The organism is Micromonospora sp. NPDC005707 (assembly GCF_040631005.1).
Lineage (GTDB): Bacteria > Actinomycetota > Actinomycetes > Mycobacteriales > Micromonosporaceae > Micromonospora.
In genome coordinates this window covers 45,828-69,222 of record NZ_JBEXYR010000002.1, presented here as the reverse complement: position 1 = coordinate 69,222, position 23,395 = coordinate 45,828, and the positions used below count along the sequence as shown (strand labels likewise).

Annotated in this window: 20 protein-coding genes; 15 read left to right on the top strand and 5 right to left on the bottom strand. The window is 76.1% G+C overall.

What is annotated here, in order from left to right:
* Positions 1–14: 14 nt before the first annotated feature.
* Positions 15–671, bottom strand: a complete 657-nt coding sequence (locus ABZ452_RS02840; RefSeq protein ID WP_357938294.1) for a hypothetical protein — start codon at positions 669–671, stop codon at positions 15–17.
* Positions 672–848: 177 nt separating this feature from the next.
* On the opposite strand from ABZ452_RS02840, the gene ABZ452_RS02835 reads away from it, so the two are divergent.
* The 9 genes from ABZ452_RS02835 (at position 849) to ABZ452_RS02795 (ending at position 10,060) form a co-directional block, all read left to right on the top strand.
* Complete coding sequence (locus ABZ452_RS02835) at positions 849–1,628, top strand: GNAT family N-acyltransferase (RefSeq protein ID WP_357938292.1); 780 nt, start codon at positions 849–851, stop codon at positions 1,626–1,628.
* Positions 1,625–2,536, top strand: coding sequence for a lysophospholipid acyltransferase family protein (locus ABZ452_RS02830; RefSeq protein ID WP_357938290.1), 912 nt, complete (start codon positions 1,625–1,627; stop codon positions 2,534–2,536). Before ABZ452_RS02835 ends, ABZ452_RS02830 begins: the two co-directional genes overlap by 4 nt.
* A gap of 111 nt (positions 2,537–2,647) precedes the next feature.
* Positions 2,648–3,487: a DUF4097 family beta strand repeat-containing protein gene (locus tag ABZ452_RS02825; protein WP_357938288.1), complete on the top strand. Its 840-nt coding sequence runs from the start codon at positions 2,648–2,650 to the stop codon at positions 3,485–3,487.
* Positions 3,484–4,107 carry a PadR family transcriptional regulator gene (locus ABZ452_RS02820; protein WP_357938286.1) on the top strand — a complete coding sequence of 208 codons (624 nt, stop codon included), beginning with the start codon at positions 3,484–3,486 and terminating at the stop codon, positions 4,105–4,107. Before ABZ452_RS02825 ends, ABZ452_RS02820 begins: the two co-directional genes overlap by 4 nt.
* Positions 4,108–4,215: 108 nt before the next feature.
* The gene (locus tag ABZ452_RS02815; RefSeq protein ID WP_151463625.1) at positions 4,216–4,917 is read left to right on the top strand and encodes a response regulator transcription factor; all 702 of its coding nucleotides are present in this window, start codon (positions 4,216–4,218) and stop codon (positions 4,915–4,917) included.
* A complete protein-coding gene (locus tag ABZ452_RS02810; RefSeq protein WP_357938284.1) occupies positions 4,914–6,470 on the top strand; it encodes an ATP-binding protein in 1,557 nt (518 codons plus the stop codon). The genes ABZ452_RS02815 and ABZ452_RS02810 overlap by 4 nt, the downstream gene beginning before the upstream one ends.
* Before the next feature lie 62 nt (positions 6,471–6,532).
* Positions 6,533–8,059 (top strand): trypsin-like peptidase domain-containing protein, encoded by a 1,527-nt coding sequence (locus ABZ452_RS02805; protein WP_357938282.1) that lies wholly within the window; start codon positions 6,533–6,535, stop codon positions 8,057–8,059.
* 134 nt (positions 8,060–8,193) lie between these two features.
* Entirely contained in the window at positions 8,194–8,865 is a 672-nt protein-coding gene (locus ABZ452_RS02800) for a BON domain-containing protein (RefSeq protein WP_357938280.1), read from the top strand.
* Positions 8,866–8,941: 76 nt separating this feature from the next.
* Complete coding sequence (locus tag ABZ452_RS02795; RefSeq protein WP_357938278.1) at positions 8,942–10,060, top strand: glycosyltransferase family 4 protein; 1,119 nt, start codon at positions 8,942–8,944, stop codon at positions 10,058–10,060.
* Positions 10,061–10,064: 4 nt separating this feature from the next.
* On the opposite strand, the gene ABZ452_RS02790 is transcribed toward ABZ452_RS02795, so the two are convergent.
* Positions 10,065–11,519 carry a protein kinase gene (locus ABZ452_RS02790; protein ID WP_357938276.1) on the bottom strand — a complete coding sequence of 485 codons (1,455 nt, stop codon included), beginning with the start codon at positions 11,517–11,519 and terminating at the stop codon, positions 10,065–10,067.
* A 176-nt stretch (positions 11,520–11,695) separates the two neighbouring features.
* Here ABZ452_RS02790 and ABZ452_RS02785 point away from each other — a divergent pair, with 176 nt between their 5' ends.
* From ABZ452_RS02785 to ABZ452_RS02760, 6 genes are all read left to right on the top strand, one after another.
* On the top strand, positions 11,696–12,529 hold the full coding sequence (locus ABZ452_RS02785) for a patatin-like phospholipase family protein (RefSeq protein ID WP_357938274.1): 834 nt from the start codon (positions 11,696–11,698) through the stop codon (positions 12,527–12,529).
* Positions 12,529–13,551 (top strand): 1-acyl-sn-glycerol-3-phosphate acyltransferase, encoded by a 1,023-nt coding sequence (locus ABZ452_RS02780; protein WP_357938272.1) that lies wholly within the window; start codon positions 12,529–12,531, stop codon positions 13,549–13,551. Before ABZ452_RS02785 ends, ABZ452_RS02780 begins: the two co-directional genes overlap by 1 nt.
* Positions 13,552–13,606: 55 nt before the next feature.
* Positions 13,607–13,927, top strand: a complete 321-nt coding sequence (gene cutA, locus ABZ452_RS02775) for a divalent-cation tolerance protein CutA (RefSeq protein ID WP_357938270.1) — start codon at positions 13,607–13,609, stop codon at positions 13,925–13,927.
* Between the two features lie 47 nt (positions 13,928–13,974).
* Entirely contained in the window at positions 13,975–17,682 is a 3,708-nt protein-coding gene (locus tag ABZ452_RS02770) for a hypothetical protein (RefSeq protein WP_357938268.1), read from the top strand.
* A 121-nt stretch (positions 17,683–17,803) separates the two neighbouring features.
* Positions 17,804–18,853, top strand: coding sequence for an acyl-CoA desaturase (locus ABZ452_RS02765; protein ID WP_357938266.1), 1,050 nt, complete (start codon positions 17,804–17,806; stop codon positions 18,851–18,853).
* A 158-nt stretch (positions 18,854–19,011) separates the two neighbouring features.
* Positions 19,012–20,160 (top strand): FHA domain-containing protein, encoded by a 1,149-nt coding sequence (locus tag ABZ452_RS02760; RefSeq protein WP_357938264.1) that lies wholly within the window; start codon positions 19,012–19,014, stop codon positions 20,158–20,160.
* Between the two features lie 61 nt (positions 20,161–20,221).
* On the opposite strand, the gene rocD is transcribed toward ABZ452_RS02760, so the two are convergent.
* The 3 genes from rocD to ABZ452_RS02745 all read right to left on the bottom strand — a co-directional run bounded on the left by rocD (position 20,222) and on the right by ABZ452_RS02745 (position 23,353).
* The gene (rocD, locus tag ABZ452_RS02755; protein ID WP_357939063.1) at positions 20,222–21,436 is read right to left on the bottom strand and encodes an ornithine--oxo-acid transaminase; all 1,215 of its coding nucleotides are present in this window, start codon (positions 21,434–21,436) and stop codon (positions 20,222–20,224) included.
* Positions 21,436–22,251 (bottom strand): dimethylargininase, encoded by an 816-nt coding sequence (gene ddaH / locus ABZ452_RS02750; RefSeq protein ID WP_262284897.1) that lies wholly within the window; start codon positions 22,249–22,251, stop codon positions 21,436–21,438. The genes rocD and ddaH overlap by 1 nt, the downstream gene beginning before the upstream one ends.
* 328 nt (positions 22,252–22,579) lie before the next feature.
* On the bottom strand, positions 22,580–23,353 hold the full coding sequence (locus ABZ452_RS02745) for a DUF4190 domain-containing protein (protein WP_357938262.1): 774 nt from the start codon (positions 23,351–23,353) through the stop codon (positions 22,580–22,582).
* Positions 23,354–23,395 lie beyond the last annotated feature (42 nt).

The following is a 23,395-nucleotide window of genomic DNA, read 5'->3' as shown; positions in this document are numbered from 1 at the left end:
GCAGGTAGGAGAGGTCAGGCCGGCGGCAGCGCGATCCAGGTGGCCCGCGCCTGCCCGAGCAGCGCGCCGTCCGGGCCGTAGAGGCTGGAGTGCACCTCGGCCTTGCGTCCCGCGCCGCCGACCATCGCCCCGGTCACCACGCACTCGTCGCCGGGGCGCGGCAGCGCGGTGACCTGCGCGGCGATCCGGCCCAGGACGTACGGGCGGCCGGGCGCGATCACCGCCCAGCCGCCGGGACAGTCCAGCGCCGCCCACACGGTCGCGGGCACCACCTCGGCCGGGGCCCGGAACGGCGCGGCGGTCCGCCCGTCCGGCAGCCGGCCCGGGAAGATCCGCAGCCCCGCCGGGTTCGCCGGCCCGCAGACGTAGCAGCCGGGGAAGGGGTGGTCCACCAGACCCGGGTACGCCTTGGCGGCCGCCTCGGCCGTCGGCCGGTCCACCGGCGGGACCACGGCGTCGACCGGCTCGACCCGGCGTACCTGGGCGATCACCTGGCCGTCCGGGTCGCGGACCTCGCCGTCGACCACGGTCAGCGGGGTCTCCAGCGGCGGCGGCCGGCGCAGGGTGACCTCCACCGGGCCCCGGTCGTCCACCGCGCCCGCGAAGATCCCGGCGCTCCAGCCGCCGTTGCCCGAGCCGTCCGGTCCCTGGAAACGGGACTCGATGATCACGTGACACCTCCCGGGGGTCCGGCGGGCGGCCTCGGCGCCGGTCCCGCCCGGGCAGCCTCGCACGCCGGTGCCGGCTCGCCGCAGGTGAGGGGGGTGTGCCGGAGCGCCGGCCGGCGTTCACCGGATCGACACCCCTCATCCCCGGGGCCGGCACCCGGGCACCTTACACAGATACCCATGGCCGTTCTGCACGCCGCTGGCGCACCCCTCACGACCAGCGGATACACCCTGCTGATCGCCGACGACCCGACCCTGGTCGCGGCCGCGCAACGCCTGCGTCACGAGGTGTTCGCCAGCGAGCTCGGCGCCACCCTGCACCCGGGGGCCGCCGGGCTCGACACCGACGAGTTCGACGCGCACTGCGACCACCTGGTCGTGCTGCGCGAGGGCACCGACGAGGTGGTCGGCACCTACCGGTTGCTGCCGCCCGGACGCACCGACCGCCGGTACGCCGACGGCGAGTTCGACCTGACCCCCCTGGCCCCGCTCCGCGACGGCCTGGTCGAGGCGGGCCGGTCCTGCGTGCACCCGGACCACCGCTCCGGCGCCGTGATCAACCTGATGTGGGCCGGGATCACCCGCTACCTGCACCTGCGCGGCTCCCGCTGGCTGGGCGGCTGCGCCTCGGTACCGGTGGCCGACGGCGGGACCGCCGCCGCCGAGGTCTGGTCCCAGGTCGCCGCCCGGCACCTGGCGCCGCCGCCGCTGCGCGTGACGCCCCGCCGCCCCTGGTTCGCCGAGCCGGCCGCCCTCGACCCCGGCCGGTCACCCGAGGGCGCCGAGCGCCGCGCGCTCGTCCCGCCGCTGCTCCGCGGTTACCTGCGGCTCGGCGCCTGGGTGTGCGGGGAGCCGGCGTACGACCCGGACTTCGCCTGCGCCGACTTCTACGTGCTGTTCTCCCTGGACCGGATGAACCCGCGCTACCTGAGGCACTTCCTGGGCGGGGCGGCGTCGTGAGCGGCGACGGGCTCTGGCGCCCCGCGTCGGGCTGCGGGCCGGGCTGCCTGCCGCCGGCCACCGTGCCGGACGTGCCGCTGTCGCGCCGGGTGGGACGGCTGGTCGGCGTACTCGGGATGCTGTTGGCCGGGGCCGGCCTGGCCGTGCTGCTGCCGCTGCTGCCGGCCCGCGACCGGCGGGCCGTGCTGCGTGGCTGGGCCCGGGGCACGCTGCGCGCCCTCGGCGTGCGGCTGGCGGTCCGGGGCCGGCTGCCCCGCCCGCCGGCGCTGCTGGTCGCCAACCACGTCTCCTGGCTGGACATCCTCGCGGTGCTCGCGGTCGCCCCGGCCCGGATGCTGGCGAAGCGGGAGGTCCGCGACTGGCCGGTGCTGGGCCCGCTGGCCGCCGCGGCCGGCACGGTCTTCGTCGACCGGTCCCGTCCGCGCGACCTGCCGGCCACCGTCGGCCGGGTGGTCGGCGCGCTGCGGGCCGGCCACTCCGTGGCGGTGTTCCCGGAGGGCACGACCTGGTGCGGCGCGGCGGCCGGCTGCCGGCCCGGCCGGGGCTTCCGGCCCGCGGTGTTCCAGGCCGCGGTGGCCGCCGGCGCGCCGGTGGTCCCGCTCCGGCTCGCCTACCGGTACGCGGGCGACGCGAGCACCCTGCCGGCCTTCCTCGGCGAGGAGACGCTCTGGGAATCGGTCCGCCGGGTGCTGGGCGCGCGGGACCTGAGCGTGGCGGTGACGGTGGCCGCGGCGCTGCACCCGGCCGACGGGGCGGACCGGCGGGTGCTGGCCCGGGCGGCCGAGTCGGCGATCCACCTGACCCCGCTCCGCGCGCCCGCCCGGCGTCCGGCGACCGGTGTGCGGGTGGTCCGGCCGGTGGCGCCGGTCCCGGTCGGGGCGGAGGCGGGGCTGGACCTGGTGGCCTGACGCGTACGCGACACAGTCGCGACAGTCTTGTTCAGTCGCGATGTATCGCGTTATGCTTCCTCCCGTCACTCGACGCGCCGCCGACCGGCGTGTCACCGAGGGGAGGACGCCATGACCACCTGGATGGTCGACAGCCCGCAACGGCTCACCCTGGACGAGCCGGTCACCCGGCTGGACGTCCGACTCGTCAGCGGCCGGCTCAACGTGGTCGCCGCCGACGGACCGGCCCGGGTCGACGTCACCCGGCTCAGCCGGCAACCGGTCCGCGTCGAGCTGCGCGACGGCCGGCTCACCGTCGGCCACGAGCGGATGCCCCGCTGGCCCGGGGTCCTCTGGTGGCTCGGCCAGCTCGGTCGCCGGTTCCGGGCCGAGGTGTCCATCGCCGTCCCCGGCCACGTGCTGGCCGACCTGCAGCTGGTGGACGGCTCGCTGGTCGCCTCGGGCCTCCGCCGGGACACCCGGGTCGACGTCACCTCCGGCCAGGTCACCCTCATGGGGCTGCGCGGTCGCACCTCCGCGAAGGTCACCTCCGGCCCGGTGGAGGCCCTCGGCGTCGGCGGCGACCTCACCCTGGAGACGGTCTCCGGCGAGCTGATCCTCGCCGACAGCGCGCCCGAGCGGGTGCGCGCCCACGCCGTCTCCGGATCGATCACCTGCGACCTGGACAACCCGCGGGGCAGCGAGATCCGGCTCAGCGCCATCTCCGGCAGCATCACGGTCCGGGTCCGCGAGGACAGCGACCTCGCCGTGCACCTGCACACCACCTCCGGCCGGATCACCAGCGGCTTCCCGCAGATCTGCGGCGGCCAGCACGGGTTCGGCGCGGTGAAGGACAGCCACGGGGTGCTCGGCGGGGGCGCCGGTAAGCTCTGGGTGTCCGCGACGTCCGGCAGCATCGCGCTGCTCGCCCGTCCCGTCGAGGACGCCGACGAGGGGGAGGAGCTGCCGTGACCGCCGTGTTCAGTCACGGGCGGCTCCGGCTCTACCTGCTCAAGCTGCTCGACGACGGCCCGAAGCACGGGTACGAGCTGATCCGCCTGCTGGAGGACCGCTTCCTCGGCCTCTACGCGCCCAGCGCCGGCACCATCTATCCCCGGCTGCAACGCCTGGAGGTGGAGGGGCTGGTGAGCCACACCGCCGCCGGTGGCCGCAAGGTCTACGAGATCACCGAGGCGGGCCGGGCCGAGCTGCGGCAGCGCGCCGGCGAGCTGGCCACCCTGGAATCCGACATCACGGCCTCCGTGGAGGACCTCTCCGCGCTGGCCGGCGAGATCCGCACCGAGGTACGCGGCTCGGTGCGCGACCTCAAGCGGGAGCTGCGCGAGGCGGCCCGGCAGACCCGGCAGGCCCGCTGGGCGCCCCGGCCGCCGACCACCCGCCCGCCGAGCAACGGCGGCCCGGGCCGGACCGCCGAGTCGCCCCTGCTGGCCGAGTTCGACCAGCGGCTGGCCGCGTTCACCGTCGAGGTCGGCGCGCTGGTGCGGGCCGGCCGGCTCACCGACACCCAGCTCCGCACGGCCATCCGCCTGCTCGACGGGGCCCTGGATGGGCTCCGCCGGCTGCTCCGCTAGGCGCGTCTCGTGGGTGTCTCGCACGGGGGGAGACACCCGCGGCGGCTCACAGGTTGTTTCCAGGATCCACCCAGCGCGGGCGCAGCCGGGGCGCGGATGATGGGTGCCATGGTGGCTACCCAGACCGAGGCGCGACTGCTCGTCGTCGAGGACGATCCCAACATCCTCGAACTGCTCTCCGCGAGCCTGCGCTTCGCCGGCTTCGACGTCGCCACCGCGACCAGCGGCAGCGCGGCGATCAACGCCGCCAAGGACCACCGGCCTGACCTGGTCGTGCTCGACGTGATGCTGCCCGACCTGGACGGCTTCGAGGTCATCCGGATGCTCCGCGAGGGCGGCACGCGCACCCCGGTGGTCTTCCTGACCGCCCGGGACGCCACCGACGACAAGATCCGCGGGCTGACGCTGGGCGGCGACGACTACGTCACCAAGCCGTTCAGCCTGGAGGAGCTGACCGCCCGGATCCGGGCCGTGCTGCGGCGCACCGCCACCGGCGAGCACGCGCCCTCCCGGCTCACCTTCGCCGACCTGGAGCTGGACGAGGAGACCCACGAGGTCCACCGGGCCGGGCAGCGGGTGCAGCTCTCGCCCACCGAGTTCAAGCTGCTGCGCTACCTGATGCTCAACGCCAACCGGGTGCTCTCCAAGGCGCAGATCCTCGACCACGTCTGGAACTACGACTTCCGCGGCGACGACAACATCGTCGAGTCCTACATCTCCTACCTGCGGCGCAAGGTCGACAACACCCAGCCCCGGCTGATCCACACCCTGCGCGGGGTCGGGTACGTGCTGCGCAAGCCGGCGGCGTGAACGCCGTCGACGACGCGAAGGGCTGGCTGCGCAGCGTCCCGCTGCGGGTGAAGCTGGTCGCCTCGGTTCTCGCCCTGGTGGCCGTGGCCCTGCTGGTGATCAGCGGGCTCACCGCGTTCCTGCTGCGCGACTACCTGCTCGGACAGGTGGACGAGCAGCTCCGCGGCGGCGCCATGAACGTGGCCCGATCGTTGGACCAGGCCGGCGGCAGTCCGGTCAAGATCAACATTCCTTCGGACTACGTGGCCGCCCAGGCGGCACCCGGTCAGCCGGTGGAAGCACCCACCCGCTACACCGGCCTCCGCGACGAGGAGCTGCCACCGTTCCCCGCCGACTTCGCCGGCTACCGGGAGCAGGTGGGTGATCCGTTCACGGTCCGTTCGCTGGACGGCCGGACCCGGTGGCGGATGCTCTACACCGACCTGCCCGACGGCCGCGTCATCGCCTTCGGGCAGCACCTCACCGCCGTCGACCAGTCCGTCGGGCAGCTCGTCTGGATCGATCTGCTGGTGGGCGGGGCGGTGCTGATCATCCTGGCCTCGGTCGGGGCGGGCATCGTGCGTACCAGTCTCAAGCCTCTCGTGGAGATCGAGCGGACCGCGGCGGCCATCGCCGGCGGTGACCTGACCCGGCGGGTGCCCGACCCCGAGGACGGCCGGGCCTGCCCGACCTCGGAGCTGGGCCGGCTCTCCCGGGCGCTGAACGCCATGCTCGCCCAGATCGAGGCGGCGTTCACGGCGCGGGCCGCCTCCGAGGCGGCGGCGCGCAGCGCCGAGGTGAGCGCCCGGGACGCCGCCGCCGGGGCGCAGGCGTCCGAGGCGCGGGCGCGCCGCTCCGAAGAGCGGATGCGGCAGTTCATCGCGGACGCCTCGCACGAGCTGCGCACCCCGCTGACCACCATCCGGGGCTTCGCCGAGCTGTACCGGCAGGGTGCGGCCCGGGAGCCGGAGCAGACCGCCGGGCTGCTGCGCCGGATCGAGGACGAGGCGTCCCGGATGGGGCTGCTGGTCGAGGACCTGCTGCTGCTGGCCCGGATGGACCGGGAACGGCCGATCGCGCTGGCCCCGGTCGAGCTGCCGGTGCTCGCCTCCGACGCGGTCCAGGCGGCGCGGGCGGTGGAGCCGGACCGGGGCATCACGCTGGAGATCGAGCCGGGCGCCGGCCCGCTCGTGGTGCTCGGCGACGACGCCCGGCTGCGCCAGGTGATCGGCAACCTCATGACCAACGCGCTCACCCACACCCCGCCGGACGCCGCGGTGACTCTGCGGCTGCGGTCGGAGCCGGGCAACCTGGCCGTGGTCGAGGTGGCGGACACCGGTCCCGGCCTCACGCCGGAACAGGCCGAGCGGGTGTTCGAGCGGTTCTACCGGGTGGACGCGGCGCGTACCCGGCGGGCGGGCGGGCCGACCAGCACCGGGCTGGGGCTGGCCATCGTCGCCGCGCTGGTGGCCGCGCACCACGGCACCGTCGAGGTGGCCGAGACGCCGGGCGGCGGGGCCACCTTCCGGGTGAAACTGCCGCTGCTGCCCGAGGCGCCCGAGCCCGGCGAGTGACTTTCAGAAAACATTCAGGCGGGTTCCAGGCTGATCGCAGTGCCAGGGGAGAAGGTGGAGTCATGACCGACCACGAGACCGATCCGCAGCGGTCGCCGGCCCCCGCCGACGCCGAGCCGTCGCACCCGACCGCCGAGCTGCCCCGCGCCGAGAGCGGGCAGTCGGACCCCACCGTCACCCCGGCCGCCGCGCCGGTTCCGGCCGACTCCCCGGCCGCCGGAACCACCGCCCCCGCCGGACACACCGAGGCCACCACGCCCGCCAACCCGTACGCGCCGCCGGCGACCACGCCGTACCCGGTGTCCGGGCAGCCGCAGCAGCCGCACCTCTGGTACGGGGGACAGCAGCAGGGTGGCTGGGCGCACCAGGGCGGCGCCGGCTACCCGTCGCAGTCCGCCGGGCCGGTCCCGCCGTACCAGCAGCACCAGCCGTACCCGCAGCACCAGGCCGGACAGCACCAGGCCGGGCAGCAGTCATACCCGCAGCACCAGGCCGGACAGCCGGTCCCGCCGTGGGGTCCGCAGCAGCCGGCGCGGCCCAGCCGGGCCGGGAAGTTCATCGGCGCCGGGGCGCTCGCGCTGGCGCTGATGCTCGGCTCCGGCGTGGCCGGCGGTGCCCTGGCCCTCGCCCTCGACGGCGACGGGACGGTGACCCGCACCTACACGGCCGCTCCCGTGCTCAACAGCGCCGACCTGCCGAAGATCGCGGCCGCCGTCCAGGACAGCATCGTCACGATCATGACGGACAGCGGTGAGGGCTCCGGGGTGATCCTCAGCGCCGACGGGTACGTGCTGACCAACAACCACGTGGTCGCCTCCGCCAGCGGCGACACGGTGAAGGTCGTCTTCGCCGACGGCAAGACCGCCCAGGCGAAGATCGTCGGCACCGACCCGAAGACCGACCTGGGCGTGGTCAAGGCCAGCGGGGTGAGCAACCTCAAGGCGGCCAAGTTCGGCGACAGCGACGCCATGCAGGTCGGCGACCAGGTGCTCGCCCTGGGCAGCCCGCTCGGCCTGCAGGGCTCGGTCACCGCCGGCATCCTGAGCGCCCGCGACCGCACCATCCAGGCCGGCGAGGGCGGCCAGCAGCAGCAGGCCCCGCAGCAGGGCGCCAGCTCGATCTCCGGCCTGCTCCAGACCGACGCCCCGATCAACCCGGGCAACTCCGGCGGCGCGCTGGTCAACACCCGTGGCGAGGTGATCGGCATCAACACCGCCATCGCCACCGCCGGGCAGGGCAGCAACGGCAACATCGGCGTCGGCTTCGCCATCCCGAGCAACAAGGCCAAGGACGTCGCCGAGAAGCTCCAGCGCGGCGAGAAGGTCAGCCACCCGTCCCTCGGGGTCAGCGTGACCGGCGCGGAGGACGGCGGCGCGCTGGTCTCCGACGTGGTCGCGGGCAGCGCCGCCGAGAAGGCCGGGCTCCAGCGGGGCGACGTGATCACCAAGTTCGGCGACACGGTCATCAACGACTCCAACGACCTCGTCGGCGCCGTGCAGGCCGGCAAGGTCGGTGACCGGGTCGAGGTCCAGTTCAAGCGGAACGGTTCGGCCGAGACCGCAACCGTGACGCTCGCCGAGACGTCCTAACACCAGACCTGCCTCCTCCACGGGCGGCGGGTGACGGAGCCAAGGGGGTTGGTTCCGTCACCCGCCGCCCCTTTTCCGCCCCTCACCCGGTCCGGGTGAGCCGGGCTCACCCCGTCCGGCGGCACCCTCGGGGCATGACGACCACCTCCGCCGTCCGAACCGACCAGGACATCCAGCGGGACGTGCTCGCCGAGCTCGACTGGGACGCGCAGACCCGGCCGACCGAGATCGGGGTGACCGTCGCCGACGGCGTGGTCACGCTGACCGGCCAGGTGGACAGCTACGCCCGGCGCTGGGCCGCGGAGCGCTGCGCGCACCGGGTCCGCGGGGTCCGCGCGGTCGCCGGTGACCTGGAGGTACGGCTCTCGGTCGCCGACGAGCGCACCGACGCCGACATCGCGATCGCGGCCAGCCGGGCCCTGGAGTGGGACAGCTTCGTCCCCGCCGAGCGGCTGGACCTGACGGTCGCCGACGGCTGGGTCATGCTCCGCGGCCAGGTCGAGTACGGCTTCCAGCGCCGCACCGCCGAGCGGGAGCTGCGCCGGCTGCGGGGCGTACGCGGGGTGACCAACCTCGTCGAGGTGCGCCCGCCGACCCCGCCCAGCGACGAGCAGAACCGCCGCGACCTGCAACGCGTGCTGTTCCGGCGGACCGGCACCGAACGCATCGACGTGCAAGTCAGCGGGGACACCGTGGTGCTCGACGGGGTGGTCCGCTCCTGGTGGCAGCGGGAGGAGGCGGAACGGGCGGCCTGGGCCACGCCGGGCGTGCGCGAGGTGCACGACCGGATCGTGGTGGCCGGCTGAGCCGCCGTTTACCGCTCGAAGCGTCGGGAAACCGCCCGCCGGTCACCTACGCCGGGGGACCCATCGGGGAGGACTCGTGGCCGTGAACCAGCCGCCGTCGGAGCGTGCCCGGGCCAGGCACCTGCGGATCGCCATGGTGGTGCCGCCCTGGCTGTCCGTGCCGCCGCCCGGCTACGGCGGCCTGGAACACCTCGTGGCCGGGCTGGTCGACGCCCTGGTGGACCGTGGACACGCGGTGACCCTGTTCGGCGCCGGCCGGGAGCACGGCACCGCCGGTGACTTCGTCTCCACCTGCGCGGACCTCCAGTTCCACCGGCTCGGCGAGTCGCTGCCCGAGCTGGCCCACCTGGCCCACGTCAACCGGCTGGTCGATCCGGCCGACTTCGACCTGGTGCACGACCACAGCACCATCGGCCCGCTGCTCGCCGGCCGCCGCCGGGTGCCCACCGTGGCCACGGTGCACGGCAACCCGGTGGGCGAGTACGGCACCGTGCTGAGCAACACCGACGAGGGGGTGGGCCTGGTGGCGATCTCGCACGCCCAGCGCCACGCCAATCCGGACCTGCCCTGGGTGGGCACGGTGCACAACGCCATGGCGCTGCGGGAGGTGCCGCGCAAGCGGGGCCCCGGCCGCGGCCCGGTGCTCTGGCTGGCCCGGTTCAGCCCGGACAAGGGCCCCGACGTGGCGATCCGCGCCTGCCGGGCGGCCGGCCTGCCGCTCACCCTGGCCGGCAAGTGCAACGAGCCGGCCGAGCGCCGCTACTTCGAGCAGGTGGTCGAGCCGCTGCTGGGCGAGGACGTCACCGTGGTGCTCAACGCCGACCGGGAGGCCACTCAGCGGCTCCTTTACGACGCCCGCTGCCTGATCATGCCGATCCAGTGGGCGGAGCCGTTCGGCATGGTGATGGTGGAGGCGATGGCGACCGGTACGCCGGTGGTGGCGCTGCGCCGGGGCGCCGTGCCGGAGCTGGTCCGGGAGGGGGTGACCGGGTTCGTCCGCGACCGCCCGGAGGAACTGCCGGCCGCGCTGCGCGACGTGTCCAGGCTCGACCCGGCCGACTGCATCATGCACGTGGCGCAGCACTTCTCGGTCGAGCGGATGGCCGCCGGCTACGAGGCGGTCTACCGGGGCTTCCTGGCCGACCGGGCCGCGTGCACCGGGCGACGTGAGGCCGCGCCGGTCCCCGCCGGTTGACTCCTCAGGTGCGTACCGTCGCCAGTTCCGCGGCGGCGGCGTCGAGCTGGCGGGCGTACTCGGGGCTGATGCTGCCCTCCCGCCGCCGATCGGCGATCTTGCCGCGGAGCCGGTCCACGGCGCCGGTCAGCGCGCCGTCGCCAGTCGTGGCGGTGGCGTTGCGCAGCAGGTTACGCAGGTCCACGCCCACGTCGTCGCGGATCTGGCCGTCCGCCAGCCCGGCCTCGATGAGCCCCTCCACCCGGTGTGCCGCCTCGACCAGGTCGCCGCCGGCGGGCGGGCTCGGCGCGCCGGTCGCCGGCGGCCGGCGGGTCGGGCCGGGCGGGACCGTGGTGGCCGGCGCGTCGCTGCCCGGCGCCGCGGTGGACGGCACCACCACGGGCCCGGCGGTCGGCGACGACCGCGACGGCGGGGCCTGCCCGTCCGGCAGCAGGGCGGGCACCAGCAGCGCGGCGCCGGCGACCACCACCACGCCGGCCGCCACCAGGGGCAGCGCCCGGCGGCGCCGGGACATCCCGGCGGCAACGGGCGCGGGCTCCGCCGGCCCGGCCGGCGGTCGCGCCGGGGCGGGCAGCGCCGGCAGGGTCACGGTAGGAGCCAGCATGGTGGCGGCCTGCGGGTCGGCGGGCAGCAGCTGGTCGCGCAGCACGGCCGCCACCTGGTGCGCGGTGGGCCGCCGGCGCGGGTCGCGGGCCAGGCAGCGCAGGCAGATCTCCGCGACCGGCGCGGGCAGCCCCGGTACGCCGTCCAGCGTGGGCGCGGCGTCCAGGGCCAGCGCGGCGCTGAGCTGCTCCCAGGTGTCCGCCGGGTAGGGCGGCTGCCCGGTCAGCGTCTCGAACAGCAGCACGCCCAGCGAGTAGACGTCGGTGGCGGGCTGCGCCGATGCCCCGTCCAGCCGCTCCGGCGCCACGTACGCCGGGGTGCCGAACGTCCCGCCGTCCTCGTCCTCGTCGGGCGCGCCGACCCGGGTGGCGATGCCGAAGTCGAGCACCTTCGCGCCGACCCGCGTCATCATCACGTTCGACGGGGTGATGTCCCGGTGCACGATGCCCAGCCGGTGCGCGGCGGCCACCGCCTCGGCCACCTGCGCGCCCGTCTCCACCGCCGCCGGCCAGGGCAGCGGCCCCTCGGTGAGCCGGTGTTCCAGCTCCTCGCCGCTGAGCAGCTCCATCACCACGAACGACGTGATCGAGCCGTCCGGCGCCACCGTCTCGCCGTAGTCGTGCACGGCGGTGACGTGCGGGTGGACGAGCTGGGCGGCGGAGCGGGCCTCCTCGCGCACCATGTCCCGGAACCGGGCGTCGGCGGCGAGCGAGGGGGCGAGCACCTTCACCGCCACGACCCGGTCCAGCACCTCGTCGCGGGCCCGCCAGATCACCGACATGCCGCCGGCCCCGATCTGGTCGATGAGCCGGTACCTGCGGGCCAGCAGCCGGCCGGCGTGCAGTGTCGCCTTCACATCGCACCTGCCTGGGCTTGGGAGCGCTATCAGGTTGCGGGAATGTGTCCGGCCTGTCAACGGGTGTCCGTTCTCCGGTCGCGTCGCGCGTCGCGCCGGTCGCGTGCGGTGACGAGGTCGCCGGCTCCGACCGGCTGGGCGGGGCGGACTGTGCGGCGCGTGCCAGGATGAACGGCATGGCAGGCGGTCCGGTGGCGTTCGTGCTCGGCGGCGGGGGAGTGCTGGGCGCCGTCGAGGTGGGCATGCTCCGGGCCCTGTTCCGCGCCCGGATCCGGCCCGACATGGTGCTCGGCACCTCGATCGGCGCGGTCAACGGCGCCCTGGTCGCCGCCGACCCCAGCGAGGCGGTCACCGACCGGCTGGTCCGGCTCTGGGCCTCGCCCGAGGCGAGCGAGGTCTACGGCGACTCGGTCGCCCGGCAGCTGCGCCGCTTCGCCGCGCGGACCCACCTGCACTCGCCCCGGCCGCTGCGCCGGCTGCTGGAGAGCGAACTCGGCGAGGAGACCACCTTCGCCGACCTGAAGGTGCCGTTCCGCTGCTGCGCCGCCAACATCGAGCGCGCCGCCGAGCACTGGTTCCACAGCGGACCGCTGGTGCCGGCGGTGCTCGCCTCCGCCTCGGTGCCCGGGCTGCTGCCGCCGACCCAGATCGACGGCCAGCACTACATCGACGGCGGGGTGGTCAACTCGATCCCGGTCGGCGAGGCCGTCGCGGCCGGCGCGACCCAGATCTTCGTCCTCCAGGTGGGCCGGATCGAGCGCGAGCTGAGCCCGCCCCGCCGGCCCTGGGAGATCGCCCAGGTGGCGTTCGAGATCGCCCGCCGGCACCGGTTCGCCCGGGAGATGGCGGCGCTGCCCGAGGGGGTGGAGGTGCACGTGCTGCCGACCGGCGGCCTCGAGCCGCGCGACGACAGCCCCTGGGCGTACCGGGACATCGCGGCGGTGGGGCGGCGGATCAGCCGGGCGTACACGGCCTCCCGCCGCTACCTGGACACCGCGCTGGAACGCTGATGCCGCTGCCGCCCCGGTGGGTACGCCGGCTGCTGCTCGCGCCCGGCGTGGTGCTGCTCGCCGTCACCGTGGTCACCACCCTGCCCGCCTGGGCGCTGCTGGCCCTGGCCGCGTCGCCGCTGGTGCCGGGGCGGCTGCGCCCGCTGCGGCTGCTCTGGATCGGCACCGTCTACCTGATCTGGGACGCGGCCGCGCTGCTCGCCCTCTTCGTGCTCTGGCTGGCGTCGGGCTTCGGCGCGCGCAAGCGGTCGCCGGCCTTCCAGCGGGCCCACTACCTGCTCGCCGGCCACTTCCTGCGGGTGCTGTTCTGGCAGGCCCGCTGGACCCTGCGGCTGCGCATCGACGTGGTCGGCACCGACCCGGACACCGCCCTGCCCGGCCGGCCCGAGCTGGTGCTCTGCCGGCACGCCGGGCCGGGCGACTCGTTCATCCTCATCCACGCCCTGGTCAACTGGTTCCACCGGGAGCCCCGGATCGTGCTCAAGGAAACCCTCCAGTGGGACCCGGCGATCGACGTCCTGCTCAACCGGCTGCCCAACCGGTTCATCGCGCCCGGGCCCGACGGGCGGGACTCGGCGATCCGGCAGATCGGCCACCTCGCCACCGGCCTGGACGACGACGACGCATTCGTGATCTTCCCGGAGGGCGGCAACTTCACCCCGAAGCGCCGCCTGCGCGCCATCGCCCGGCTGCGCACCCTCGGCCTGGAGCGGATGGCGCTGCGCGCCGAGCGGATGCGGCACGTCCTCGCCCCGCAGCCGGGCGGGCTGCTCGCCGCCCTCGACGCCGCCCCGGACGCCGGGGTGATCTTCGTGGCACACACCGGGCTGGACCAGATGGTCACCGTCGCCGACGTGTGGCGCGAGCTGCCGATGGACAAGCGGATCGTGATGCGGTTCTGGTCGGTGCCGCCCGAGGAGGTGCCGGTCGGCAAGCAGGAGCGCATCGACTGGCTGTTCGACTGGTGGGCCCGCATCGACCGGTGGATCGCCGCCAACCGGGACGGGGCAGCCGCCGGCTGACACCGGTTCGGTGCGTGTGCAGCGGACCGGCCGGAACGCCACGTAGGGTGCGCTGGTGGAGCAGATCTGCGTGGTGACGACGGTGGTGGACGCCCGCTCCGTCGCGGACGTGCTGGCGGCCGCGGCCGTCGCCGGCCGGCTGGCGGCGTGCGCCCAGGTCGGCGGGCAGGTGGACAGCACCTACTGGTGGCAGTCGGCGATCCAGATGACCGCCGAGTGGTCGGTCCAGTTCAAGACCGCGCCGGACCGGGTGGACGCGCTGGTCGACCAGCTCCGCACCAGCCACCCGTACGAGGTGCCGGAGATCCTGGTGACCCGGGTGGAGAGCGGCAACCCCGACTACGCGGCCTGGGTGCACGACCACACCCGTCCCTAGGTACGCCTACTCTGTCCGCCCGCTCCTCCAATCAGGATGCTGGCGGGGTGGAGAACACCGGCTACCCCTGCCCCGGCTGCGGCGCCGCCGCCGACCTCGCGTCCGGCTGTCCCGGTTGCGGCCGTCCGCCGTACCCGCTGGCCGCCGAGGTGGTCCGGCTGGACCGCGAGATCGCCGGGCTCGCACCGCGGGTCGAGGCGGCGCTCGTCGCGTACCAGGAGCTGGCCGGCCGGCTGTCCACGGCCCGGCAGCGGCGGGCCGACCTGGCCGCCCGGATCCGGCTGGAGATCCCGGCGCCGCGCCCGGTCTCGGCCCCGGTCGCGCCGGCGCCGCGCCCGCTGCCGGCCGCCGTCCCGGCCCGCCCCGGCGGTGCGGAGACCTCGACCCGGGCCGTGCAGAGCCTGCTCTTCGTCCTCGGTGGACTGCTGCTCGGCACCGCCGCGGTGGTCTTCACCGCGGTCGCCTGGGCCGCGTTCGGGGTCGCCGGGCGGGCGCTGATCCTGCTGGCCTTCACCGCCCTCGCCCTCGCCGCCCCGTTGGTGGCCCGGGCGCGTGGGCTGCGCGGCACCGCCGAGACCTTCGCGGCGGTGGGCCTGCTCCTGGTGCTCCTCGACGGGTACGCCGCCTGGTCGGTGGACCTGTTCGGGGTGGCCGGCTGGCCGGGGAGCCGGTACGCCGCGCTGGTCGGGGGGACCGGCGCGGCGGTGGCGGCCGGCTACGCCCGCCTGAGCCGGTTGACCGTGCCCTGGTTCGCGGCGCTGCTGACCGCTCAGCCGGTGCTGCCCCTGGCCGCGGCGGCCGCCCGGCCGTCCGCCGCCGGCTGGGCGCTGGTCCTGACCGCGCTGGCGCTGGGCGACCTCGTGGTGGTGGTCGCCCTGCGCCGCCGGTTCGGGCTGGCCGGCCCCGCGGGGGGCGGGGTCGGGCTGGCCGGTCCGTCGGGTGCTGGCGCCGGTCCGGTGGCCGGCGCGGGGGCCGGCGTCGGGCTGGCCGGTCCGTCGGGTGCTGGCGCCGGTCCGGTGGCCGGCGCGGGGGCCGGGGTCGGGCTGGCCGGTGGGGGGCCGGTCCAGCCCGACCCGGGGGCGGGGATCGGGGGAGCGGCGGCCGGCGGGGGGCCGGCCGCCGCACCGCCGCTCGTTCCGGTCCGGCCCGGTGTGCCGTCCGCGCTGCTGGCCGGGTGGGTCCTCGGGTGGGCCGCGCACGGGGTCGCCCTGGCCCTGGCGGCCGGGTGCGCGCTGGTGCCGCTGGCCCTCGGGCGGGCGGCCGGGACGCCGCTGCTGGCCGGCGGTCCGCTGCTGGTGGTGGCGCTCGCCCTGGCCGCCGGGGCCGTGGCGGCAGGCGGCCGGACCTACCGTGCGGTCACCGCGGGTCTGCTGGTGCCCGTGCTGGCCGCCGCGCTGATCCGGCCGGTCGCCGCGCTGCGCCCCGGCCTGCTGCTGCTGGCGGCGGGCCTCGTGGTGCTCGCGCTGGCCGGCGCGGTCCGGGCCCTGCCGGCCGGGCCGCGGACCGGCCCGCGACTGGGCGCCTTCCTGGTGGCCGCCGGCCTGGGCCAGGTCGCCACCGTCCTCACCGGACTCGTCGCCGCCGCCACCGCGGCCGCCGCCTTCCCCGCCTGGCAGGGTGGGCGCGCCACCGCGGTCCCGTCCTGGGGGTGGCAGCTCCCGGTGGCCGTGCTCTGCACCGCCGGGGCCGTCGCCCTGCTGGCGCCCCGGGTGGCCCGGCCGCTGGTCGGGGTGGTCGGTGGCGCGCTGGCCGTGCTGGCCGCGCCGGCCGTGGCCGCCACCCCGTGGCCGCTGGTGCTGGTCGCCGATCTGGCGGCGGCCACCGCGCTGCTCCTGGCACTGGTCGCCCGGCCGCGCCGGCGGTACCCGACCGTGGTGGTCACCGCGCTGACCGCGGCCGTCCTGCTCGGGCACGCCCTGCTGGTCGGCTGCGCCGCGCCGGCCGGCGCGGGCGCCGTGCTCGCCGTCCTGGCCGTGCTCGGCCCGGTCGTGGCGGTCCGGGGCCGCCGGGGCGCCGGCGCGCAGCCGGTCGTCGCCGGGGTGGCGTTGGCCGTGGCGCTGCTCGCCGAACCGGCGGGGGTGGCCGTCGCGCTCTTCGGCCTCGGCGCGCCGCCCTGGTGGCAGCTCCGGGGCGCGACCGCGGCCGTCGCGGTGCCGGTGGTCGCCGTCCTCGCCGTCCGTCGCCACTGGCCCGACCTGCACGGGTACGCCTCGACCGGCCTCGCCGTGGCGCTCGCGGTGGTCGGTCTCGGGCCGCTGGTCGTGGCGGGCGGGGAGCCCGTGGCGCTCTACGCGGCCGCCGGTGCGCTGCTGGCGCTGGCCGCCGGCGGTGGGGTCCGGCCCGATCCCGCCCCGCGGGCGGTCGGCGCCGTGCTGGCCGCCCTGGCGCTGCTCGCCGCCGCCCCGGTCGCCCTGGCGGTGCTGCTGGACCTGCCCGTCCGGCCGTGGTCCGGGGTGCCCGCCGTGGAGCCCGTGCCGGCGGCGGGGCGCGCCGGGCTGGTGCTGCTGCTGCTCGGTGCCGTCGCGGCGGCGTACGCCCGGATGGCGCCCGGTCCCGGCGCGGCGCCGGACGCGCCGAGCCGGAGTCGGAGCGGCGACCGCTGGCTGCCCGCGCTGGCCGGGCTGCCGTTCGGCGGGGTGGCCCTGCCGGTGCTGCTGGCGGCGGCCGGCGCGCCCTGGCCGGTGGTGCCCGCGCTGGTCTTCGGGACCGGGGTGGCCGCGCTGCTGCTGGCCGCGCTGGCCGGGCCGCGCCCGGTGGCGCCGCTGGTCCTGCTGCCCCTGGGGTTCGCCCTCACCGCCCCCGGGCTGGGCGGCCTCCTCGCCACCCGGGCCGGAACCCTGACCGGGCTGGGGGTGCTGGTCGTCGCGGCGGCCGTGGTGGGGGCGGTCGGACGCCCGGCCGAGGTCCGGCTCGCCGGCTGGCTGAGCGCCGTGGTGACGGCCACCGGCTTCGCGGTCACCGCGGCGCTGGCCGGCGGGCTGCCGCTGCGTACCGCCGGGTTCGCGGTGCTGGCCGTCGCGGCCGTGACCCTGCACGCGGTGCCGGCGCTGCGCGCCCGGACCGCCGGCTCGTCCGGGCCGGCCCGGCAGGTGGACGGCGCCGTGGCGCTGGAGGCGGCGGCGCAGGCGGTGGCCCTGCTGGCGCTGCTGCTCACCGGCGGCGCGCTGCGGCACGCGGCGGCGGTCTGCGTGCTGTGGGGCGTGGTGGTGGCCGTCCGGGTGCTGCGCCGGGGCGAGACGCCGGCCCGGCGGTGGGGCCTCGCGGCGGTCGCCGGGGGCAGCGAGCTGCTCGGCGGCTGGCTGCTGCTGGCCGCCGGCGGGGTGGCGGTGCTGGAGGCGTACACCCTGCCGGCGGCGGCGCTCGCCCTGGGCGCGGGCCTGCTGGCGCTGCGGTCCCGGCCGGGGCTGAACAGCTGGCTGGCGCTCGGCCCGGGGCTCGGCGCGGGGCTGCTGCCCAGCCTGGTGTCGGTGCTGGCCGCGCCGGACGCGCAGCCGGCCCGCCGGCTGGCCCTCGGCCTGGTGGCGCTCGGCGCGGTGCTCGGCGGGGCGGTCCGGCGCTGGCAGGCGCCGGTCCTGCTGGGCGCGGCGACCCTCGTCCCGCTGGCGCTGCACGAGCTGGCCCGGGGCTGGGACCTGCTGCCCCGCTGGATCTTCCTGGGCCTGGGCGGCCTGGCGCTGATCGCTCTCGCCGCCACCTACGAGCGGCGCCGGCGGGACCTGGCCCGGCTCCGGGCCGCGGTGGGCGGGATGAGGTAGGGCTAGCACCACCCCGTGCTGGGGGGTTGCCAGGATTACCCAGCGCAGCCGATCTCCGCAGAATTGGTTACGCAGAGTCGCGCCGTCGGCGTGGCGCGCGGACCGAGGAGCGGGGGAGCGGATGACCTCATCGACGTTGACGGCACCGGCACGGCGGGGCAGCGACTACGCGCGGCTGTCCCGCCGGGTCGCCGCCGCGGGCCTGTTCGAGCGGCGGCCCGGCCGGTACGCGGCCCGGATCGCGCTGACCCTGGGCGCCTACGTGGCCGGCTGGGCCGTGGTGGTGGCGGTCGGCGACTCCTGGTGGCAGGTGCCGCTGGCGGTGCTCATGGCGGTGGCCACCACCCAGGTGGCGTTCCTCGGGCACGACGCCGGCCACCGGCAGATGTTCCGCCGGCGCGGCCCGAGCGAGGCCGCCGGCCTGGTCGCCGGGAACCTCGCGGTCGGGCTGAGCTACGGCTGGTGGGTGGACAAGCACAACCGGCACCACGCCAACCCGAACCACGCCGACGAGGACCCGGACGTCGGCGCGGGCGCGCTGGTCTGGACGTACGAGCAGGCAGCGGGGACCCGGGGCCTGAGCCGGTGGATGGCCCGGCGGCAGGCGTGGCTGTTCTTCCCGCTGCTGCTCCTGGAGGGGCTGGCCCTGCACGTGGCCAGCGTGCGGGCGCTGGTCGGCCGGGAGCCGGACGGCCGGTGGCGCACCCCGGTCCGGCACCGCGCCGTGGAGGGGCTGCTGCTCCTCGCGCACGCCGCCGGCTACCTCGGCCTGCTGTTCGCGGTGATGTCGCCCGGCCGGGCGCTGCTCTTCGCGGCCGTCCACCAGGGGCTGTGGGGCCTCTACATGGGCTGCGCGTTCGCCCCGAACCACAAGGGCATGCCGATGCCCACCGCCGAGGACGACCTCGACTACCTGCGCAAGCAGGTGCTCACCTCGCGCAACGTGCGCGGCGGGCGGTTCGTCGACGTGGCGCTGGGCGCGCTCAACTACCAGATCGAGCACCACCTCTTCCCCAACATGCCCCGGGCCAACCTCCGGCGGGCCCGGCCGATCGTCCGCGCCTACTGCGCCGAGCAGGGCATCCCGTACGCGGAGACCGGGCTGGTCGAGTCGTACCGGCAGGCGCTGGCGCACATGCACGAGGTGGGCCGCCCGCTGCGGCAGGGTTGAGCGACGAGGTTCGATTTCCGGCGTGCGTCGCGGGGCGCCGGTCGGCACTGCCGGTAGGGTCGTCGCATGGCAGACCTGCTCACCGCGGCGGCGGTGCGAGCCGAGGCGGGGCGGCCGGCCCCGACCCGGCGGACCGACGACACCGTCCGGAGCGCGGCATGAGATTCGAGATCAGCAAGGTGCTGGACGCCATCGAGGGTCGGGTCTGCACCGACCCCTCGCTGGCCCGTGCGGTGGTCGACCTGGCCGAGGTGATCCGCTGGCAGGACCTGGACGGCGGGCGGCCGGCCAGCCTGCTGCGGCTCGGCATGGTGATCGACGCGCTGGCCCGGCAGATGGAGGAGGACAGCGTCCCGGTCTACGCGATCGTGCACCGGGCCCTGCTCTCCGACGCGGACCTGACCTCCAACGAGCGGATGGTGGTCCGGCGCTGGGCCGACGACGGCCTGGTCGAGGTGCTCGACCACCCCGGCGACCGGATGCTGGAGGTGGCCGACCTGCTCGGCCTGCCGGTGCTCAGCCGGGTCCGGTTCGACGGGCTGGGCGGCCGCTGGCCGTGGCTCGGCCAGGCCGGCCGGGTGCTCGCCCCGGTGCCGGGCGCCGGCGGCCCCGTCTTCATCGCGCACGTCGGCGGCGGGCAGACCCCGGCCTCCGGCAGCCGCTCGCCGGTCGGCGCGAAGCTGCTCGCCCGGCAGTGGCGCTGCCCCGAGCCGGGCTGCGCGCTGTTCGGCGCCGGTGGGGGCGGTGGGGCCTTCGCCGACCTGGCCCGGGTGGACCGCGCCCCGGCCGGGCAGCCGCCACCCACGCTGCGCAACGGCGTGCCGACCTGCCCCCGGCACGGCGCCCGGCTCGGCGACGCGGGGCCGCGGCCGCGTACCGCCGTGCTGGCGGTGCGGATCGGTGGGCTGGTCCGGCAGCGGTTCGCGCTCACCGAGACCCAGCCGGTCGCGGTCGGGCGGGCACCCGAGGCCACCGGCGGGATCGTGCTCGGCCAGTGGCTCAACGACGAGGCGCGGCGCTGGATCAGCCGCAACCACATCCGTCTCGAGCTCAGGGTGGGCGAGGTGGTGGTCACCGACACCAGCACCAACGGCTCAGGCGTGCGCCCGGGCGGCTCGATGGCCGAGCCGGACCGGATTGCACTGGCCCCGCAGCAGTCCCGGGTGCTGGGCGAGGGCGACCTCGTCGAGCTCTATCCGGGCGTGCAGATCGGCCGCGCCGACGAGGTGGCCAGCGACGCGAAGTTCAGCCCCACCTCGGTGATGGCCGAGGCGCCGACCATGGCGATGCGGCTGCCGCGCCCCTGACGCGACGCGCAAGGGCGCCGGGACCGTCGCGGTCCCGGCGCCCTTCGCACGCGTACGCGGATCAGCCGGCCAGCACGGCGGCGAGCTGCGCCACCGCGTGGTCGATCTCGTCGGCGGTGATGACCAGCGGCGGGGCGAGCCGGATGGTCGAGCCGTGGGTGTCCTTGGCCAGGACGCCCCGCTCCATCAGCCGCTCGCAGGCCTCCCGGCCGGTCATCAGCGCCGGGTCGATGTCCAGCCCGGCCCAGAGGCCCCGGCCCCGGACCGCGACGAGGCCCTTGCCGATCAGACCGCGCAGGCCGGCGTGCAGCCGCTCGCCCAGCTCGGCCGAGCGGCGCTGGAACTCGCCGGTGGCCAGCAGCCGGACCACCTCGGTGGCGACCGCGCAGGCCAGCGGGTTGCCGCCGAAGGTCGAGCCGTGCTGGCCCGGCTTGAGGACCCCGAGCACGTCGGTGTTCGCGGCGACCGCCGAGACCGGGACGATGCCGCCGCCGAGCGCCTTGCCCAGCAGGTACATGTCCGGGACGACGCCCTCGTCCGCACAGGCGAACGTGGCGCCGGTGCGGCCGAGGCCCGACTGGATCTCGTCGGCGATGAAGAGCACGTTCCGCTCGGTGCAGACCTGGCGGACGCCCGGCAGGTAGCCCTCCGGCGGCACCACGACGCCCTGCTCGCCCTGGATCGGCTCCAGCAGCACGGCCACCGTGTTCTCGTCGATCGCGGCGGTCAGCGCGGCCAGGTCGCCGTAGGGGACCACGGTGAAGCCCGGCGTGTACGGCCCGAAGTCGGCGCGGGCGTCCTCGTCGGTGGAGAAGCTCACGATGGTGGTGGTCCGGCCGTGGAAGTTCCCCTCGGCGACCACGATGTTGGCCTGGCCCGGGGTCACGCCCTTGACCTGGTAGCCCCACTTGCGGGCGACCTTGATGCCGGTCTCCACCGCCTCGGCGCCGGTGTTCATCGGCAGCACCAGGTCCTTGCCGCACAGCGCGGCCAGCTCGCGGCAGAAGTCGGCGAACTGGTCGTGGATGAACGCGCGGCTGGTCAGGGTGAGCCGGTCGAGCTGCGCGTGCGCGGCCTCGATCAGCTTCGGGTGCCGGTGGCCGAAGTTCAGCGCCGAGTAGCCGGCCAGGCAGTCCAGGTAGCGCCGGCCGTCCACGTCGGTCAGCCAGGAGCCCTCGGCCGACGAGATCACCACGGGCAGCGGGTGGTAGTTGTGCGCCGTGTGACGCTCCGCGTCCCGTACCGCGGCGGGCGTCCGCAGCATGTCGTCGATGATCACTTGAGTGCCTTTCCCTGACGGAGTCGCAACGTGCAGCACTTCGGTCCGCCGCCGGCCTTACGCAGCTCGGACAGGTCGATACCGATGGTCTCGTAGCCCCGGTCGCGCAGCTTCGCGGCCAGGTCGGTGGCCTGCGCCGGCAGCACCACGTGCCTGCCGTCGCTGACCGCGTTCAGCCCCAGCACCTCGGCGTCGGCCATGGTGGCGTGGATCGCGTCCGGGAAGAGCCGGCGCAGCACCGCTCGGCTGCCGGGGGAGAACGCCTCCGGCAGGTACGCCACGGTCCGCTCGTCGAGCACGGTGAGCGCGGTGTCCAGGTGGTAGAAGCGCGCGTCCACCAGCTGCATGGTGATCACCGGGTAGCCGAAGACCTCCTGGAGCTGCGCGTGCGAGGCGTGCGCGGTGCGGAACCCGGTGCCGGCGAGCAGGTGGTCGCCGACCAGCAGGACGTCGCCCTCACCCTCGTTGACGTGCTTCGGGTCGTACATCTCGAAGCCGGCGGCCTCGAACCAGGCCCGGTAGGCGGGCGCCTCGTCGGCGCGCTGCGGGTCGCGGAACTGCACCGCCATGGCCTTGCCGTCGATCACCGTGCCGCCGTTGGCCGCGAAGACCATGTCCGGCAGGCCGCTGACCGGGTCGATCAGCTCGACCTCGTGGCCCAGGTCGAGGTAGGTGCGGCGGAGCTGCTCCCACTGCCGGATCGCCAGGTCGGCGTCTACCGGGGCGGTGGGGTCCATCCACGGGTTGATCGCGTAGTCGACGGCGAAGTACGTCGGCCGGCACATCAGAAAGCGCTGGCGGGTCGCGTCCATCGTCATGTCGTGCTCCCAGGGGTCGGGCGCGCCCGGCCACCGTCGGCCCACGGGCTGGCGCCGTGGTCCAACGGTATGCGGCCCGGGTAGACGACATCCACCGCCGGAAGTTGCGTTGGGCGACGGATCGTTGCGTCTGGGCCCTCATCACCGAACGATCGTTGCGTTCACGCGCTCGGCTGGCCGACGAGACGTCGCCGGGGCCGAACCGACCCCGGACATACTTCGGGGGCGGCGAACCGCCGCCCCCGAAAGAGGTGTGCCCGGCTGGTGAACCACCAGAGCTGATCGGGCGTGCCGGCGCTGCCGGCGACCGGGAAACTGCCCGTCAGAAGAGATCCGCAAACTGTGAGTCGAGCCACTCGCGGAACCGGCCGACCCAGTCGCCGTCGGTGGTCGGCCAGTCGAACTGGCCGGTCATCGCCACGACGCCGAGCACCACGGCGGCGAGGCCGACGACGATGCCGATCAGCGCGTCGGTCTTGCCAGCGACGTGCCGGCGGCGGGTGGCGACCAGGCCGAGCACGGCGAGCACCGCGCCGACCGCGCCGAGGCCGATGCCGTAGCCGGCCAGGGTGCCGGAGAGCACGAACAGGGCGCCGACCACCGAGACGATCAGGCCGAGGGTGGCGAGCAGGCTGGCCCGGGGCCGCTTCGTGCGGACCGGCTCCACCCGCTCCGTCGCCGGGTCCCGGTCGACCGGCCGGTCCGGCCGGCCGTCGCGGTTGAGGTCGACGGTGCGCTCCGTGGCGGGCTCCACGTCGGCCGCCGGCCCCGCGGGCCGGGCGTCCACGTCTGGCCGGCGGCCGGTGGCCGCGCGGGCCGCCGCGGCCCGCTCCGCCGCGCGCCGCTCCGAGTCGCCGGTGCGCCCGCTCCGGGTCGTGGTGGCGCCCCCGTCCCCGGTGGTCGAGGCGGCGTCGCGGGCGCGCTCGCCGTCCGACGCGGTGGCGGCGCTGCGGTACGTGGTCCGCTCCGCATCCCGGTCGGTGGCGACCGGGCGGCCGTCCTCCCGGTCGCCGACCCGGTCGCGCTCGTCGACCACCCCGTCGCCGTTCACGTCATCGGTTCGCGCCGGACCGTTCCGGCGGGACAGAATCTTCACTTCGACACCTCCTGAACTCCGGCGCGGAAACCGCGCGTGACG